This is a genomic window from Nocardioides flavescens, assembly GCF_009823805.1.
GTDB lineage: Bacteria > Actinomycetota > Actinomycetes > Propionibacteriales > Nocardioidaceae > Nocardioides > Nocardioides flavescens.
Genome location: NZ_WUEK01000003.1, coordinates 221413 through 238417 on the forward strand (window position 1 = coordinate 221413; position 17005 = coordinate 238417).

Consider the following 17005-nt stretch of genomic DNA (forward strand, 5'->3'; position numbering starts at 1 on the left):
ATCTATCCCACCGGGGGGCTGCAGACCGTCGTGGGCGCGGTCAGCGCGATGGAGGCCTTGCCGTCGGAGAGCTCGGTGAAGCCGTCGCCGACCACGATGGTCACCCCCACGACGGGGCTGCGGTCGTCGGCGCGCACCGGCACCGGGCCGAGGCGGCTGCGGACCAGCCGGGCGGCCGGGTCCTGCGGCTCGTCGGTCCAGATCTCGACCGCGGCGACGTCGGTGCCCTCCGGGGCGTTGGAGATCTGGCCCTGTGCGAAACCCGCGTCGACGAACTGCTGCATGGTGCGCCCGGCGAGGCCCTCGCGGCGACTGGCGTTGAGCACCGACACCGTCACGTCCTGCGGGTAGAGCGTCTCGCCCGCGGCGTACGACGTGTCGACGCAGAGCGGTGCCTCCGCCTTGCCGGGGAACGGCGCGGTGACCTGGGCGAAGCCCCACAGGACGCCGCCGAGCAGCAGCACGGCCAGGGCCCCCAGCGTGATGAGCGTGCGCAGTCGTGCGTTGAGGCCGTCCCAGAACTCCACGGCTCAGCCCGCCACCGGGTGCACGCGGGCGTGGAGGACGTTGCGCTGCTGGAGCGCGGCGCGCAGGGCGCGGTGCAGGCCGTCCTCGAGGAACAGCTCGCCGCGCCACTCCACGACGTGGGCGAACAGGTCGCCGTAGAACGTCGAGTCCTCGTCGAGCAGGGTCGCGAGCTGCAGGGTGTCCTTCGTGGTGACCAGCTCGTCGAGCCGGACCTGGCGCGGCGGCACCCCGGCCCACTGCTTGGTGCTCAGGCCGTGGTCGGGGTACGGCCGCCCCTCGCCCACGCGCTTGAAGATCACGAGCGCACTCTAACGATGCCGCCCGCGACACGACCTAGGCTCCATCCCATGACCCAGGCGCCCAGTCCTCAGCCCGGTCCCCAGCCCCACGCCGACAGCCCGATCGTGCAGGCGGTGGCGCCGGGCTACGCGTTCACCGGCGACGTGCTCGAGCTCGGCGGGCTGATGCTCGACGCGACCACCCTCACCGACACCCGCATCCGGATCCCGATCGGCATGCTCAACCGGCACGGCCTGATCGCGGGCGCCACCGGCACGGGCAAGACCAAGACCCTGCAGCTGATGGCCGAGCAGCTCAGCCAGGCCGGCGTGCCCGTCTTCGCGGCCGACATCAAGGGCGACCTCTCCGGGCTCGCGACGCCCGGGGCGCCGAGCGACCGGCTGCTCGAGCGCACCGCCAGCGTCGGCCAGCAGTGGGCCGCGACGGGCTACCCGGTGGAGTTCTACGCCCTCGGCGGCGTCGGCACCGGCACGCCGCTGCGGGTCACGATGTCGGCCTTCGGACCGACCCTGCTCAGCAAGGTGCTGGGCCTCAACGACACCCAGGAGTCGAGCCTGGGGCTGATCTTCCACTACGCCGACCAGGCGGGGCTGCCGCTGCTCGACCTCGCCGACCTGCGTGCGGTCGTCACCCACCTGACGAGCGACGAGGGCAAGCCGGAGCTGAAGGGGCTCGGCGGCCTGTCGAGCGCGACCGCCGGCGTGATCCTGCGCGAGCTGATCGGTTTCTCGGACCAGGGCGCCGACGCGTTCTTCGGAGAGCCGGAGTTCGACTCGGCCGACCTGCTGCAGCGCGCCCCCGACGGCCGCGGCCTCATCTCCCTGGTCGAGCTGCCGCGGCTGCAGGACCGCCCGGCCGTCTTCTCGACCTTCCTCATGTGGCTGCTCGCGGACCTGTTCCACGACCTGCCCGAGCTCGGCGACGTCGAGCGCCCGGAGCTGGTGTTCTTCTTCGACGAGGCGCACCTGCTGTTCGCCGACGCGAGCAAGGCGTTCCTCGACCAGATCGCCCAGACCGTGCGGTTGATCCGCTCCAAGGGCGTCGGCGTCGTGTTCGTGACCCAGAGCCCGACCGACGTGCCCGACGCCGTGCTCGCCCAGCTCGGCTCGCGCGTCCAGCACCAGCTGCGGGCGCACACGCCGAACGACGCCAAGGCGCTCAAGGCCACCGTCAGCACCTACCCCGTCTCGGCGTACGACGACCTCGGGTCGGTCATCACCGGTCTCGGCATCGGCGAGGCGATCGTGACGGTGATGGACGAGCGCGGCGCGCCCACCCCCGTGGCGTGGACGCGCCTGCGCGCGCCGCAGTCGCTCATGGGGCCGAGCGACCCGGCGACGATGCAGGCGATGGTCGAGGCGAGCCCGCGTCACGCGAAGTACGCCGCCTCGGTGGACAGGGAGTCGGCGCGTGAGCTGCTCGCCGCCCGGCTCGAGGCCGGCGCCCGCCAAGCCGAGCAGGAGGCGCGGGAGGCCGCCGAGGCCAAGGCCCGCGCGCAGGCGGAGAAGGAGGCTGCGAAGGCGCCGAAGCGGTCGCGCTCGACCCCGCGGGGTCGAGCTCCGCGTCAGGAGGAGGGCGTGGTCACCCAGGTGCTCGAGTCGAGCGCCTTCAAGCAGGTCATACGCACCGCGGCGAAGGAGATCGCCCGCGGCATGTTCGGCACCGGTCGCCGCCGCCGCTGACCCGCGGCGGGTCCGGCACCGCAGGCCGGGTGGTCGGGCGCGCCGGCACCCGACCACCGCGACCTGCGGGAGAGTGGGTCAGGCCGACCAGCGCAGCGAGTCGTCGACCAGGTCGGCGAGGGCGTGCACCCCGCGCAGGTCGGCGCGCTCGGCCATCAGGCGGGACAGTGCCTCACTGTGGCGGTTCTTGAGGGTCGCGCGGTGTGCGCGGATGCGGTCCAGCTCGGTGTCGATGACCTGCTCCACCGGGGCGCCGGTCGGGAGCTGAGTCGTCATGGGGTCTGCCACGTCGGCCTCCTGGGGTGCGGTCGGCCTCCCGGTGGGGAGCCGACGTCGATGTGAACGTTCCAATCGTGGCGTGCTCACATCGCCCAGAGGTTGACAACGAGTTAAGAAGACATCTCGCGAAACTCCCGTTCCCGGAGGAATTCGGTCGCCGGAACGCCCTCAACCACGGCCGTCCCGAGCTCGCTGCGGTGGGAGCAGAGGGTCAGGCGCAGGGTCAGGCGCAGGGTCAGGCGGAGGGCTCGGTCCAGGCCATCTGCACGACCTCGACCCCGCGCTCGCGGGTGATCAGCCGCCCGCGGCCCGCGGGTGCCGGGTGCGCACGCAGGTTGCCGAGCAGCGGGCCCTCGTCGGGGCTGCCGGAGAGCAGCAGCTGCGGCATGGCGAGGTCGCGCATGGTCTGGATGACCGGCTCGTACATCGCCCGCGAGGCGCCACCCGCGCGGCGTGCGACCGCGACGTGCAGGCCCACGTCACGGGCCTGGGCGAGCAGCGGCTGCAGCGCGGCCACCGGCGCGCTCTGCTGGGTCGCGACGAGGTCGTAGTCGTCGACGAGCACGAACACCTCGGCCCCGGTCCACCACGAGCGGTTGCGCAGCTGGTCGGGGGTGACGTCGGGCCCGGGGATGCGTCCCTCGAGGTACGTCGCGAGGTCCTGCAGCGCGGGCACGGCCTGGTTGGCGGCGGTGAGGTAGTTGAGGAGGTACTCATCGGGCACCTCGCCGAGCAGCGCCCGGCGGTAGTCGACGACGACGATCTGCGCCTGGGCGGGCGTGCGGGTGCGCATGATCTCGCGGGCCAGACCGCGCATGATCGCGCTCTTGCCCGACTGGCCGTCGCCGAAGACCAGCAGGTGCGGCTGGGTGTCCGGGTCGAGGCAGACCGGGGCGAGCTCCTTCTCGTTGATCCCGACGTAGAGCGGGTGCGCGCCCTTGTCCTCCTCGGCGACCTCGGTCGGGACGCCTGCCTGGCCGAGGATGTCGTCCAGGGTGATCTGCTCGGGGAGCAGGCGCAGCTTGGGTCCGGCCGGGCCGGTCCAGGCCTGCGCGACCTTGGTGACCAGGTCGGCCACCCCGTCGCCGAGCGTGTCCGCGGTGGCCTCGCCGTCGATGCGGGGCAGCGCGGTCAGGAAGTGCAGCTTGGAGGTCACGAGACCGCGACCCGGTCGACCGGTCGGCACGAGGGCCGAGACCTTGCGGTCGATCTCGGAGTCGAGCGGGTCGCCGAGCCGGAGCTCGAGCCGGCTGCCGAACATGTCGCGCATGGCCGCGCGGAAGTCGGCCCAGCGCGACGTCGCCGCGACGACGTGCAGACCGAAGGTGAGCCCCCGCGTCGACAGCTGCTGGATCTCGATCTCGAGGTCGTCGAAGTCGGTGCGCAGCGTGCTCCAGCCGTCGATGACGAGGAACACGTCGCCGTAGCCGTCGTCGGCGCGACCCTGCGCGCGGCGGGTGCGGTAGGTCTCGATCGAGTCGATGCCGTTGGCGCGGAAGTAGGCCTCGCGGCGGTCGACGACGCCGGTCACCTCGGCGACCACGCGGCTGACCACGTCGGGCTCGGAGCGGGTGCCGATGCCCGCGATGTGCGGCAGACCGGCCAGCCCGGTGAAGGTGCCACCGCCGAAGTCGAGGACGAAGAACTGGCTCTCGAGCGGCGTCGTGGTCAGCGCCATCGCGGTCACCACCGAGCGCAGCGTCGTGCTCTTGCCGCTGCGCGGGCCGCCGACGACGGCGAGGTGGCCGGCGCCGCCGCTCAGGTCCATGCTCAGGGTGTCGCGGCGCTGCTCGCGCGGGCGGTCGACGGTGCCGAGCGGCACGGTGAGGCCGCCCAGGGCCCGCCACTGCTGGGAGACCAGGCCGAGCTCGGGGTCGACGGCGAGGTCGGGCATGAGCTCGTCGAGGGTGTCGGGCACGTCGAGCGGCGGCAGCCAGACCTGGTGCGCCTCCGGGCCGTAGCCGAGCATCTTCTCCACGGCGATGTCGAGCAGCGAGTCCTGCTCACCCTGCTCGACCGGCGCCTGGGGCACCGGCTCGGGCTCGGGCGTCGGCACCTCCAGCTCGAGCACCTCGGAGACGGTGAAGGGCAGGATGCCCTGCACCTTGCCGCCCTCGTCGCGGCGTACGCGCACCCGGCCGGACGGCGGGCCGGAGACGTAGGCGGCCTTGAAGCGGACCATCGTGGTGGGGTCGGGCTTGAGGTAGCCCAGGCCGGGTACGGCGGGCAGCTCGTAGGCGTCGGGGACGCCGAGCACGGCGCGGGACTCCTGGGCGCTGAAGGTGCGCAGGCCGACGCGGTAGGACAGGTGCGACTCCAGGCCGCGCAGTCGACCTTCCTCGAGCCGTTGCGAGGCCAGCAGCAGGTGCAGCCCGAGGGAGCGGCCGAGGCGGCCGATCGCGACGAAGAGGTCGATGAACTCCGGCTTGGCGCTCAGCATCTCGCTGAACTCGTCGACCACGATGAACAGCGAGGGCAGCGGGCGCAGGTCCTCACCGGAGGCCCGGGCCTTCTCGTAGTCGCGGACCGAGGCGAAGTTGCCGGCCTCGCGCAGCAGCTCCTGGCGGCGCACCATCTCACCCGACAGCGCGTCCTGCATGCGGTCGACGAGCGTGAGCTCCTGGGCGAGGTTGGTGATGACGGCCGAGACGTGGGGCAGCTCGGACATCCCGGCGAACGTCGCGCCGCCCTTGAAGTCCACGAGCACGAGGTTGAGGTGCTCGGGCGAGTGCGTCATGGTCAGCCCCAGCACCAGGGTGCGGAGGAACTCCGACTTGCCCGAGCCGGTGGCGCCGATCGCGAGGCCGTGGGGGCCCATGCCCTGCTGGGCGGACTCCTTGATGTCGAGGTGGACGAGCGCGCCGCCGTCGCCGGTGCCGATCGGCACCCTCAGGCGGTCGCGGGCGGGGCGACCGACCCAGGCCTGCTCGGGGTCGAAACGGCGCACGTCGCCCAGGGCGAGCAGGTCCATGAAGTCGACCTCGCCGACCGGCTCGCTGCTGCCCGTGGACTCGACGGCGCCGCTGACGGTGTGCAGCGGGGTGAGCCGGCGGGCGAACGCCTCGGCCGTGGCCAGCGAGCACTGGTCGACCTTGCCGCGGATCACCTCGTCGCGCAGGCGCTGGGCCTGGACCGGGTGGCGCCCGTCCACGGGGTCGCCGCCCTCGAACTGCAGGCGCAGACGGCTCGGGTCGACCAGCTCGTCCCAGCGCACCGGCAGGTCGAGCACGGTCACTCCGTGGACGCCGTCCGAGGGCAGCACGTGGCTGCCGGGGGGCACCTCGACGCCGTCGACGACGAAGAGGACGTGCGGGACGGCCGGGCGCTCGTCGGCGCCGAAGCGCGGGCGCTCGCTGAGCTCGCCGGGCAGCATCGCCTCGAGCTCGTCGAGCGAGGTCGAGACCATCCGCCGCGGGCCGACGGCGTCGGTCTGCTGGGCGCTCTGGGCGTGCGGCAGCCACTTCACCCAGTCCCAGTGGGCGAGGTTCTGCTCGGAGGCGAGCACCGCCACGACGAGCTGCTCCGGGGAGTGGAACGCCGTGGCCTGGCACAGCATCGCCCGCGCCGCCGAGCGGACCTCGTCCTCGGGACCGCAGACCTCGATGCGGTCGAAGGCGCGCAGGTCGACCGAGGCGGGCAGGTCCGGCTGCAGCCGATGGACGACGAGGAGCCGGTGCAGCGCGGACGCGGCGGCGGGGTCGACCTGGTCGATGGGGGCGCTCTCCGGCGGCACCAGCTCCAGCGAGAGCGGCTGGTGACACACGCCGTAGCGGACCTGGAGGAACTCGGGATCGCCCGAGCCCTGCTCCCAGATCCGGGTGCGGTCCTCGGCCAGCGCGGGGAGCGCGCTCGGCTCGGGGTGGTTCCAGGTAAGCGCGCGGCGCTGCTGGTCGGCGGCCTCGCGGGCGATCTGGCGGACGTTGGCGAGGTAGCGGAGGTACTCCGTGCGGGTGCCCGTCACCTGCTGGATGCGCTGCTTGCGCTGGCGGTCGATCTGCACGATGACGAAGCCGAGCGTCGCGAAGAGGAACATGCCCGCCGCGATGTACTGCCGTCCGCCGGTGCTGGCGCCGCTCATCGTCGCGACCAGCACGATCGAGCCGAGCGAGCCGAGCATCGGGATGGCGTTCATCAGCACGCCGCTGGCGCCCTCGGACTGCTCGATCTGCGGCGGGGGCTGCAGCTGGAGCTGGCCGCCCGGCATCTCGGGCTCGTCGAGGCGGCCGCCGCGCCGGGTCGTCACCGTGGCCGCGGAGCCCTGCAGCGCCCCCTGGCTCGAGCCGAGGGGGGCGATCCCCGGAGCGGTGCGGGGGGCGTCGGTCGTCGTCACTGCGCTCCTCGGGGCCGGACAGGGGAATCGGCTCGATGATAGGTCTGCCCCTTCGTCGGGGAACTAGTCTTCGCGAAGTCGCCTGTGGAGAGCAGCTGGACGAGCGGACGGTGTGGGGTGGACGAGGTCAGACGGGTCGCCGGCACCCTGGCGCTCACCGTGCACGGACCCTCGGGGGTCGTCGACCTCGTCGTGCCGCCCGAGGCCCAGGTCGACGACGTCGCGCGCGAGTACGCCGCGCAGTGCCGCCTGCAGTTCGCCCCGGTGCTCCACAGGCGCGACGGCGCGGAGCTCGCGGCCGACCGCTCGCTGGCCGAGCTCGGGGTGCGCGCCGGGGAGGTGCTCGCCGCGGGAGGCGCGATCCGCGGCAGCGCGCTGACCGAGCGACCGGGACCGCCCGAGGTCGTCGCGCCGGGCGCCTCGTCCGCGGCGTGGTTCTGCGCCGCCGTGGGCGTCGCCGCGCTCGCCGGCTGGTTCGCCGCCCACGAGGGTGGTCCGGACAGCCAGCAGGGGCAGCTGACCATCGGCCTGCTGGCGCTCTCGACCGTGCTGGGCGTGCTCCCGGTCGGTCGGTTCAGCGCCCACCGCACGGTCGCGGCCCCGGCGTTCGCCGCCGCGGCGGCGTTCGCGGTCCTCTACTCGCCCGAGCCGGTCCGGCTGCCGACCGTCGTCGGCGTGACCGCGCTCGTCGCCGCCGTGACCGCCGCGGTCGCCCGGGCCCTCGACGTCGAGGGTGACGAGGCACTGCGCGTGTGGATCCTGGTCGGCGTCGGGCTGTTCCTCGTCACCGGGGCGGGGGCGCTGCTGCGCGCCTCGCCCGAGCTGGTGTGGGGCGTGCTGCTGGTCGCCGCCGTGCTGGCCGCTCGCATCGTGCCCGGCCTGGCGGTCGACGTGCCCGACCAGTACCTCCTCGACATCGAGCGGCTCGCCGTCAGCGCCTGGTCGGCGCGGGAGCGACCGGTCGGGCGCCGCGGCCGGATGGTGGTGCCGCCCGGCGCCGTCGCCACCGTCGCGGGACGCGGAGCACGGATCATCACCGCCTCGTCGGCCGGCGTCTGGGCCGTCGTCGCGGTCTCCGCGCCGATGCTGCTCGCGACCGCGACCCTGCCGGTCGACCGCATCGGCGCCCGCGTCATGGTCGGCCTCGCCGGGGCGGCGCTCCTGCTGGCGGCGCGCAGCTACCGCCACCCGGCGGCCCGCACGATGCTCCGCGGCGCCGGTCTGACCTGCTGGGCCGCTCTCCTGGTCGTCGTGCTGGGGTTCGTCAGCGCGTCGTGGACCGTCGCCATCGGGCTGGTCGGCATCGTGCTCGCCGTGGTCCTCGTGGTCGTCGCGGTGGCCACCGGGCGCGGCTGGCGCTCCGCCTGGTGGGCCCGTCGGGCCGAGGTCGCGGAGGGGCTCGCGGGCGCCGGGACCATCGCCGCACTCGTCGTCGCGTCCGGTCTGTTCCGGGCCCTGTGGGAAATCAAGTTCCGCGTTTAGCGCCGATCGCCTCGGGTAGACCGCTCGTTGTCCGGATCACACGACGCCGCCGCGCGGCGTACGACGGGTCCGGCCGGCAAGCAGACAAACGACTCGGGTGGCCTCTGACGCCGCCGCGAAGGGATTGAGCGAGATGACTCAGCAGTCCGGCGAGATGAAGGCAGGCGAGGGCACACTCAAGGCCGCCGCCGAGATGGTCGACAAGGCGCGCTCCAAGTTCATGACCGACTCGGGGAAGCTCTCCAACGACATCGAGTCGCTCCAGGCCAAGTGGCAGGGCCAGGGCGGCACGGCGTTCTTCAACCTCCAGCGGGCCTGGAAGGAGAAGCACGAGAAGATCGTCGGCGCCCTCTCCGAGTTCGAGGCGTCGCTGCGCTCCACCGAGAAGGACAACGTCACGACCGACCAGTCGCAGTCGGACTACATGGCCAAGAACAACGCCCGCCTCGGCGGCGTGCAGTCGTACTGACGACGACGCACCCGCGACCACACCCAGAGACTGAGGAGACACCCTGATGAGCGGATTCGACGGACTCGTCGTCAACCACGCCGGCCTCGACGAGGCCAGCGAGCGCCTGAGCAGCGCCGTCAAGACCATCGGCTCGGACCTCGACCAGCTCGAGGCCGACCTGAAGCCCCTGCAGCACGAGTGGTCGGGTCAGGCGCAGGCTGCCTACGCCCAGGCCAAGGCCAAGTGGGACGGTGCCATCGCCGAGATGGTGCAGCTGCTGAACGACACCTCCAACACCGTGTCGCAGTCCAACCAGGACTACCACGCCGCCGACGTGCGCGGCGCGAACTCGTTCCAGATCTGAGGCCAGGTCTGAGCCTCGTCCTGACGCCCAGGACCTGAGCACCTCGAGAGGACCGGCGCACGGCGCCGGTCCTCTCTGCACGTCTTCCGCCCGGCCCTCGGGCACCGCGTCCCGGCGCTGTGCGGTTCCGCCTCGTCGCGTCGGTGCGCTGTCGTAGCATCGCGGCGCGGGCGGAGCCCTCGTCAGCCCCCTCGGACCAGCCAGGAGACCCCCATGAGCCAGGCCCCGGTGAGCGCGACGGGACTCGTCCGCGTGACGGTGTCGTCCGGCACGCGCCGCGTCGACCTGGTGCTGCCCGGGTCGGTGCCGGTCGCCGAGCTCGTGCCCGAGCTCGCCCGCTCCGTCGGCCTGCTCGACGCGTCCACCGTCTACGGCGGCTACAGGGTGGTCAGCGCCGAAGGGCGCGAGCTCGTCGCCGAGGCCGGCCTGATCAACCAGGGCATCACCGACGGCGGGCTGCTCACCGTGTCGGCGGGTGTCGACGAGGCGCCCCCGCGCGTCTACGACGACGTCGTCGAGGCGATGACCGACGTCGTCGAGCGCGACCTGCGACCGTGGGCGCCAGCCTCGGGTCGGCGTACGGCGCTCACCGCGGCGGGGCTGATGATGACCCTCGGCGCCGTCGCGCTGCTCGTGCAGTACACCTCCCTGCTCGCCGGCGTCGCTGCGTGCGTGGTCGCCGTGGCCCTCGTGGCCGGCGCCATCGTGCTCTCGCGCGCCCAGGACGAGCCCGAGGCCGCGGTGGCCGTGGCCTGGATGGGCTGCGTCTACGCCGCCCTCGGCGGGCTGATGCTGGTCCTGCGCCAGGGCGAGCCGTTCTTCGGGCTGCCGGTCGCGGCCGCCGGCGGTGCCGCCCTGCTGGCCGGGCTGGTCTGCGTGGTCGGGGTCGGGGAGGGCCGCACGCTCGCGCTGCCGCCCGCCGTGGTAGGTGCAGTGTTCCTGGCCGCCGGGCTGCTGACCCGCGCCGGCTCCCTCGACCCCGCGGTCGTGCTGACGACCGCGCTCGCCGTCGTCGTCCTGGCGGGCAGCGTCTTCCCCTGGCTCGCGCTCGGCGCGACCAGCACGCACGTCGACCAGCTCTTCGCCCCCGCTGACATCACCGCCGACCCGAGCGAGGTCGACCCGGCCCGGGTCGGCGCGGACGCCCGGGTCGCCCACCAGATCCTGGTCGCGATCAGTGCCACGGTCGGTCTGCTGCTGGTGCTGGTCTCGCCGCTCGCGGTGAGCCTGGGGCTGTCCGGCACGCTGCTCGCCATCGTCGCCTGCCTCGTCGTGATGCTGCGCACCCGGCAGTACCGCACCGGCAACGAGGTGCTCGTCGGTCTCGGCTCGGGGATCCTCGGCCTGGTCTCGGTGGCGGTGTCGCTGCTGTTCATGCACCCCGACTGGCGTCCCACCGTCGCGGTCACGCTGGCGGCCACCGGCGCGGTGCTGCTCGCGGTGACCCTCGTGCCGGGCACCCCCTCGCTGCGTCGCGGCCGCCTCGGCGACCTCGCCGAGACGCTCTCGCTGCTCGCGCTGCTGCCGCTCGTCGTGCTCGCCACCGGCATCTTCGACGCGGTCCGGAGCTGAGCGGGTGGCGACCAAGAAGGACCTCGTCGAGGCCTACGCGTTCTCGCGCCGCCGTCTCGTCACGGCGTTCCTCTCCGGCGCCCCGGGCGGACGCGAGGTCGAGCCGTCGCGCCCCGGGCGCACGGTGGTCGGCGGCCTCGCCCTGGCCGTCCTGCTCGTCGCCGGCGCGGCGATCGCCTCGGTCCTGGCCTCGCGCACCGAGGAGGACTGGAACCAGGTCGGCCTGGTCGTCAGTCGGCAGCAGGCCGCGCCCTACGTCATCCTCGAGAAGTCCTCGCAGCCCCAGCTGATCCCGGTCATCAACATCACCTCCGCCCAGCTGATCCTCGGCGCGGACCTCGCCCCGACGTACGTCGACCAGGACGTCATCGAGGACCAGACGCCCGGCGAGCCGATCGGGATCGCCGGCGCGCCGCAGACCTTGCCGCGACCGCAGCAGTTCATCGAGTCCGGGTGGACCGCGTGCACCGACGACGGTCGCGGCATCGCGGTCACGGTCTCCGAGGACCCCCACGTCACCGTCGCCGACGGCGGCGGCGTCGTGGTGCAGAGCGAGGGCCAGTTCTGGGTCGTCGCAAAGTCGTCGTCCGACTACGACCTCGACCAGGCCCGTGCCCACCGTTACCTGCTGCCGCAGAGCGAGACCAACGACCTGCTGCTCGGCGCCCTGGGGCTTCAGAGCGAGGTCGACGCCCCGACCGTGCCGCAGGAGTGGCTCGGGCTCTTCCCCGAGGGCGCCGAGCTCAGCCTCGCGTCGTTCGCCGTGGACGGCTTCGGCGAGCCCCTCGACAACCCCGACCTGCCCGCGGGCGCCAAGGTCGGCGACTACGTCGTCGACCCGTCCGGCGACGGTGGCGCCTACTTCACCGCCGACGGCAAGGCCGTGCCGCTCGATGCGTTCGCGCTGCAGGTCTACGCCAACAGCCCGGTGCCCGGGCGCCCCGACGCGGTCCCCGAGGAGCTCCAGACCGAGCGCCCACCCATCCCCAGTGCGACCCTGCCCTACCGCGACGCCCACTGGCCCAGCACCACGCTCGAGGAGGTCCGCGGTCAGGTCTGCGCCCGCCTCGACGCCCGCCACGCCGACGTGCCGCTCGTCGACCTCGCCGGAGACCCCGACGAGACCGCGGCCGTCGGCGACGACGTCGACGCCGGTCTCAAGAGCGTCGACATCGACCGCGGGCGGGGCGCCTTCGTCCGCTCGGGCGACTGGGACGAGACCACCAGCTCCTCGGCCTACGTCATCGACCCGCGCGGTCAGTCCTACGCCCTCGTCGGCGGCGACACCGTCGCCAAGCTCGGCTACGACGACACCGAGGAGTCGTTCGTGCCCGACTCGTGGCTCAAGCTGTTCTCCGAGGGGGTCGCCCTGTCGACCTCCCGCGCGCTCTGCCCACCGGCCGGCCCGGGCGATGCCGCCGCGTCGGCCGCCCCGACCCCGACCCCGTCGCCGACCGACCCGAGCGCCTCGGCCGGGCCGGTGGACAACGGCGCACCCGCCGGTTGCCAGCAGCTCGCGGAGACGCAGTGACGCGTCGGCGCCGCCTCGGCGCCGGTGCGCTCGCCGGGGCCGCCCTGACCGCAGCTCTCGGCACCGGGGCCGGCCTGGGCACCGCCGTGCCGGCGTACGCCGCGGAGGTGGAGGCCGACTGCAGCCAGCTGTCCGCCGACGTGTCCAGCACCGACACCTACGCCGCGACCCGGCCGAGCGAGCCGCTCGAGGCGATGGGCGTGCCCGAGGCGACGGCCGAGCTCGAGGCCATGGGCCGGGTGCCGGGGCAGGGGGTCACCGTCGCCGTGCTCGACTCGGGCATCCCCGACGGTCTCGGCTTCACCGTGCAGCACAGCCCCGTGCCGGGCGTGAAGCAGCCGCCGACCTATTACCACGGCACCGCCGTGGCCGGGCTGATCGCCGGTCCCGCCCGACCGGAGGAGGCCGGCGGCGCCGTCGGCATCGCGCCGGGCGCGCAGCTGCTCGACGTCCAGGTCTACGACGACCCGGCCGCGCAGGCCGAGGACGCCGACGTCTCCGGCATCACCCTGCAGAACGTCCTCGACGGCCTCGACGTCGTCATCGCGCGGGCGCGCGAGCTCAACATCAAGGTCGCGACGATCGCCCTCGCGCTGCCGTTCGACGACCGCGGGATCCAGAAGCGGATCGCGCGGCTGTGGAAGCTCGGCGTCGTCGTGGTGGCCCCGACCGGCAACCGCCCCAACGAGGACACCGACACCTCCTACCTCGTCGACGACTTCTCGGTGCACCGGCCGGGGGAGGACGCGAAGGATGTCGTCCACCCGGCCGACTTCAGGCGGGTGCTGGCGGTCAACGCCTCGATGACGGGCCTGCCGGACGGCACCGACCCCTACACCTACGTCCTCGAGAACTCCGCGACGATGATCGCCGCGCCCACCGCCGGGGCCGTCTCCTACGCCGCGGTCGGCGGCACCTGCACCCTGGAGGCGCCCGCGACGTCGTGGGCCACGGCCTCGGTGAGCGGCGCGCTCGCCCTGCTGCAGTCCTACTACGACGAGTCGCCCGGGCGGGCCGTCTCGCGGCTGCTCCACACCGCCAACGGGCGCACCGACGTCCCGAACACCCTCCTGGGGGCCGGCGAGGTCCAGGTCGACGAGGCCCTCAGCCGACCGCTCACCATGGACGAGCAGGGCACCGTGCTCGGCGACGACGGGGTCATCGAGCAGCAGCAGCAGGTCTCGGCGCCGGAGGACCCGCCGGACCTGCTCGCCTCGACCCGGGCCAACGCCGTGTGGTGGGGGCTGGTCGGCGGCGGCGCGCTGCTCCTGGCGCTGATCCTGCGCCCGGTGCTGGCCCGGCGACGGCGTACTGTCTCGGGCTTGTGACCCCAGCCCCCAGCCGCTCCAGTCGTCCCGTCCGCGCCCGCCGCGCCACCCGTCCCCGCCCGGCCGACATGGCCGCACCCGAGGGCGCCCGCGAGGTGTTCACCGACGGCGCGTGCTCGGGCAACCCCGGCCCGGGCGGCTGGGCGTGGGCGCTGTCGCAGGACGCCTTCGACTCCGGTCGCGAGGCCCCGTCGACCAACCAGCGCATGGAGGTCCGTGCCGCGCTCGAGGCGGTGCGCTCGCTCGACGGACCGCTGGTGGTCGTCTCCGACTCGACCTACGTCGTCAACTGCTTCCGCGACCGGTGGTACGCCGGCTGGCTGGCCCGCGGCTGGACCAACTCCTCGCGTCAGCCCGTCGCCAACCGCGACCTGTGGGAGCCGCTGGTGACCCTGGTCGTCGAGCGTGGCGACGTGGCGTTCCGCTGGGTCAAGGGCCACTCGGGCCACACCATGAACGACTTCGTCGACCAGCTCGCCGTCGAGGCTGCCCGCGGCTGAGGCGGGCCCTGCGTCCGGGACACGATGCGGGTCGGGCCCGCGGGCCCGTGAAGAGAGTGGCGGAGGATAGGGGATTCGAACCCCTGAGGGCTGTTAACCCAACCCGCTTTCCAAGCGAGCGCCATAGGCCACTAGGCGAATCCTCCGCCGGAGAATGTACAAGCCCCGCGCGGGCGCCGACGAATCGGGACCGGCGTTGGAGCCCGTCCACCGCCTCACCTACACTCGGGGCAACCCCCCGTGTGGCGGCACCTCACCCAACTCCCCCAGGGCCGGAAGGCAGCAAGGGTCAGTGGGCTCTGCCGGGTACGCGGGGGGCCTCTTCGTCTCCGGGGACGTGCGGGTGGGCCCGACGTCCACGCGCCTCCCGACTGTCGGAGCCGCCGACTAGGGTCGTGACCGTGGAGCCCCACCTCGCGCTGTACCGGCGCTACCGGCCCGAGACCTTCGCGGAGGTCATCGGTCAGGAGCACGTGACGGAGCCGCTGCGCGCCGCCCTCGCGGCCAACCGGGTCAACCACGCCTACCTCTTCAGCGGCCCGCGCGGGTGCGGCAAGACGACCAGTGCGCGCATCCTCGCCCGCGCGCTCAACTGCGAGCAGGCGCCGGTCTCCGACCCGTGCGGCGTCTGCGAGTCGTGCCGCGACCTGGCCCGCGGCGGGCCCGGCTCGATCGACGTCATCGAGATCGACGCGGCCTCTCACGGCGGCGTCGACGACGCCCGCGACCTGCGCGAGAAGGCGTTCTTCGCGCCGGTGCGCAGCCGCTACAAGGTCTACATCATCGACGAGGCCCACATGGTCTCGACGCAGGGCTTCAACGCGCTGCTCAAGCTGGTCGAGGAGCCCCCGGAGCACCTGCGCTTCATCTTCGCCACGACCGAGCCGGAGAAGGTCATCGCGACCATCCGCTCGCGCACCCACCACTACCCGTTCCGGCTGATCCCGCCGCGGCTGATGTCGTCCTACCTCACCGAGCTCTGCGCGAAGGAGTCGGTCGAGGTCGAGCAGGCGGCCCTGCCCCTCGTCGTACGCGCGGGAGGCGGGTCGGCGCGCGACACCCTCTCGGTCCTCGACCAGCTGATCGGCGGCGCCGGCCCGGCGGGTGTGACCCACGAGCTGGCGGCGGGGCTGCTCGGCTACACCCCCGACTCGCTGCTCGACGAGGTCGTCGACGCGTTCGCGGCCGCCGATGGTTCGGCGGTGTTCGGTGTGGTCGACAAGGTCATCGAGACCGGTCAGGACCCGCGCCGGTTCACCGAGGACCTGCTGCGGCGCCTGCGCGACCTGGTCATCGTCGCCGCGGTGCCCGGAGCCACGGGCTCGGGCCTCATCGACGTCTCCGAGGACCAGGGTGAGCGGCTGGTCGCCCAGGCGGCGCGCTTCGGTGCTGCCGACCTCAGCCGGGCCGCCGACATCCTCGCGACGGGGCTGACCGAGATGCGGGGTGCGACGGCACCGCGGCTGCTGCTCGAGCTGCTCTGCGCCCGGGTGCTGCTGCCGGGAGCCGACCACTCCTCGGAAGGGCTGGCCGCCCGGCTCGACCGGCTCGAGCGACGCGTGTCGATCACCGGCACGCCCAGCGCCGCGGCGCCGCCCGCGGTCAACCCCGCGACGCCGGCACCGCCCGCCGAGGCGCCGCCCGCGACGCCGCCCCCGGCCCAGGACCGGCCCGCGCCGGCCCGCGAGCCCGAGCCGCCCGGTCCGGTCGCACCTGCCGACGCACCGCCGGCCCGCCCGCCGGCGATGACCCGACCGGCGGCGATGTCGCGCTCGTCGTACGAGGACGAGCCGGAGGCCGCGGCGGCACCCGCTCCACCGGCTGCACCGACGCCGCCGGCCCGCCCCGAGCCGGCCCCGGAGCCCGTGCCTGCGCAGGCTCCGGCCGCGTCGTCGGCTCCGGCCGCTGCCCCCGGCGGCAGCACGCTCTCGCTCGTCGACGTGCGACGGCTGTGGCCCGACGTCGTCGAGGCGACCAAGACCCGGCGCCGGATGGCGTGGATCCACCTCACGCAGAACTGCCAGGTCATCGGCCTCGACGGCCGGGTCCTCACCCTCGGGTTCGCCAACGCCGGCGCGCGGGAGAGCTTCGCCTCGAGCGGGTGCGCCGAGGTCGTGCACCAGGCGGCCATCGACGTCGTCGGGGCCGACTGGAAGATCGAGACGGTCGTCGACCCGGGGGCCCAGCCCTCCGGGGCGCCGACGGTCACCAAGGCGGCGACCGACCCTCAGCCGCCCGCACCCGCCCCGCAGCCGCCGGAGCCGGAGCCGCGCGCACCCGCCGCACCAGCCGCCCCGCCCGCCCCGGAGCCGCCGGCGTGGGCCGACGAGTCGGCTCCCGAGCCGCCGCCCGAGCGCGAGCCCGCTCCCGCCCCGGCGCGTGAGCAGCGGGCCACGGAGCAGCCGGCGAAGGACCCGGGTGTCGCGGCGCGCGGCGCCGCCGCGGCCCGCGAGGCGATCAAGCAGGCCTCGGCGCAGGGCCCGGCCGTCGACGACCAGGGCCGCAGCGTCGCCTCGGCCGACGCCGACGCCAGCCGCGACGACCTCGACGTCGAGCAGGACGACATCGGCACCGAGGACCTCCTCGCCCGGGAGCTCGGCGCCGCGGTCATCGAGGAGATCCCCCGATCGTGACCGGCACCTCCGTTCGCACACCCCA

Annotated in this window: 13 protein-coding genes, 1 tRNA gene and 1 other RNA gene; 10 read left to right on the plus strand and 5 right to left on the minus strand. The window is 73.8% G+C overall.

What is annotated here, in order from left to right:
* Window positions 1-2 precede the first annotated feature (2 nt).
* Together GRQ65_RS06185 and GRQ65_RS06190 are read right to left on the minus strand one after the other, a co-directional pair.
* Window positions 3-527, minus strand: coding sequence for a LytR C-terminal domain-containing protein (locus GRQ65_RS06185; protein WP_337191524.1), 525 nt, complete (start codon window positions 525-527; stop codon window positions 3-5).
* Window positions 528-530: 3 nt separating this feature from the next.
* On the minus strand, window positions 531-827 hold the full coding sequence (locus GRQ65_RS06190; RefSeq protein WP_160876259.1) for a type II toxin-antitoxin system VapB family antitoxin: 297 nt from the start codon (window positions 825-827) through the stop codon (window positions 531-533).
* Window positions 828-875: 48 nt separating this feature from the next.
* On the opposite strand from GRQ65_RS06190, the gene GRQ65_RS06195 reads away from it, so the two are divergent.
* Window positions 876-2510, plus strand: a complete 1635-nt coding sequence (locus GRQ65_RS06195; protein ID WP_202387673.1) for a helicase HerA-like domain-containing protein — start codon at window positions 876-878, stop codon at window positions 2508-2510.
* Window positions 2511-2588: 78 nt separating this feature from the next.
* Here the strand turns inward: GRQ65_RS06195 and GRQ65_RS22110 are convergent, their stop codons facing one another.
* Both GRQ65_RS22110 and eccCa read right to left on the minus strand, forming a co-directional pair.
* Window positions 2589-2798, minus strand: coding sequence for a hypothetical protein (locus tag GRQ65_RS22110; protein WP_337191525.1), 210 nt, complete (start codon window positions 2796-2798; stop codon window positions 2589-2591).
* Window positions 2799-3024: 226 nt separating this feature from the next.
* Entirely contained in the window at window positions 3025-7119 is a 4095-nt protein-coding gene (eccCa, locus tag GRQ65_RS06200) for a type VII secretion protein EccCa (RefSeq protein WP_337191526.1), read from the minus strand.
* Window positions 7120-7236: 117 nt separating this feature from the next.
* On the opposite strand from eccCa, the gene GRQ65_RS06205 reads away from it, so the two are divergent.
* The 7 genes from GRQ65_RS06205 (at window position 7237) to GRQ65_RS06235 (ending at window position 14347) form a co-directional block, all read left to right on the plus strand.
* A complete protein-coding gene (locus GRQ65_RS06205; RefSeq protein WP_160876263.1) occupies window positions 7237-8601 on the plus strand; it encodes a ubiquitin family protein in 1365 nt (454 codons plus the stop codon).
* Window positions 8602-8734: 133 nt separating this feature from the next.
* Window positions 8735-9070: a WXG100 family type VII secretion target gene (locus GRQ65_RS06210; RefSeq protein WP_160876265.1), complete on the plus strand. Its 336-nt coding sequence runs from the start codon at window positions 8735-8737 to the stop codon at window positions 9068-9070.
* 46 nt (window positions 9071-9116) lie between these two features.
* Window positions 9117-9416: a WXG100 family type VII secretion target gene (locus GRQ65_RS06215; RefSeq protein WP_160876267.1), complete on the plus strand. Its 300-nt coding sequence runs from the start codon at window positions 9117-9119 to the stop codon at window positions 9414-9416.
* Window positions 9417-9629: 213 nt separating this feature from the next.
* The gene (eccD, locus tag GRQ65_RS06220; RefSeq protein ID WP_160876269.1) at window positions 9630-10988 is read left to right on the plus strand and encodes a type VII secretion integral membrane protein EccD; all 1359 of its coding nucleotides are present in this window, start codon (window positions 9630-9632) and stop codon (window positions 10986-10988) included.
* Between the two features lie 4 nt (window positions 10989-10992).
* Window positions 10993-12519: a type VII secretion protein EccB gene (gene eccB, locus GRQ65_RS06225; protein ID WP_160876271.1), complete on the plus strand. Its 1527-nt coding sequence runs from the start codon at window positions 10993-10995 to the stop codon at window positions 12517-12519.
* Window positions 12516-13847, plus strand: a complete 1332-nt coding sequence (locus GRQ65_RS06230) for a S8 family serine peptidase (protein WP_160876273.1) — start codon at window positions 12516-12518, stop codon at window positions 13845-13847. Before eccB ends, GRQ65_RS06230 begins: the two co-directional genes overlap by 4 nt.
* The gene (locus tag GRQ65_RS06235) at window positions 13844-14347 is read left to right on the plus strand and encodes a ribonuclease H family protein (RefSeq protein ID WP_337191527.1); all 504 of its coding nucleotides are present in this window, start codon (window positions 13844-13846) and stop codon (window positions 14345-14347) included. The genes GRQ65_RS06230 and GRQ65_RS06235 overlap by 4 nt, the downstream gene beginning before the upstream one ends.
* A 57-nt stretch (window positions 14348-14404) precedes the next feature.
* On the opposite strand, the gene GRQ65_RS06240 is transcribed toward GRQ65_RS06235, so the two are convergent.
* A tRNA-Ser gene (locus GRQ65_RS06240) sits at window positions 14405-14493 on the minus strand.
* Window positions 14494-14579: 86 nt separating this feature from the next.
* On the opposite strand from GRQ65_RS06240, the gene ffs reads away from it, so the two are divergent.
* An RNA gene (ffs, locus tag GRQ65_RS06245) (signal recognition particle sRNA small type) lies at window positions 14580-14670 on the plus strand.
* A gap of 78 nt (window positions 14671-14748) precedes the next feature.
* Window positions 14749-16980, plus strand: coding sequence for a DNA polymerase III subunit gamma and tau (locus tag GRQ65_RS06250; protein ID WP_160876275.1), 2232 nt, complete (start codon window positions 14749-14751; stop codon window positions 16978-16980).
* The last annotated feature ends 25 nt before the right edge of the window (window positions 16981-17005 follow it).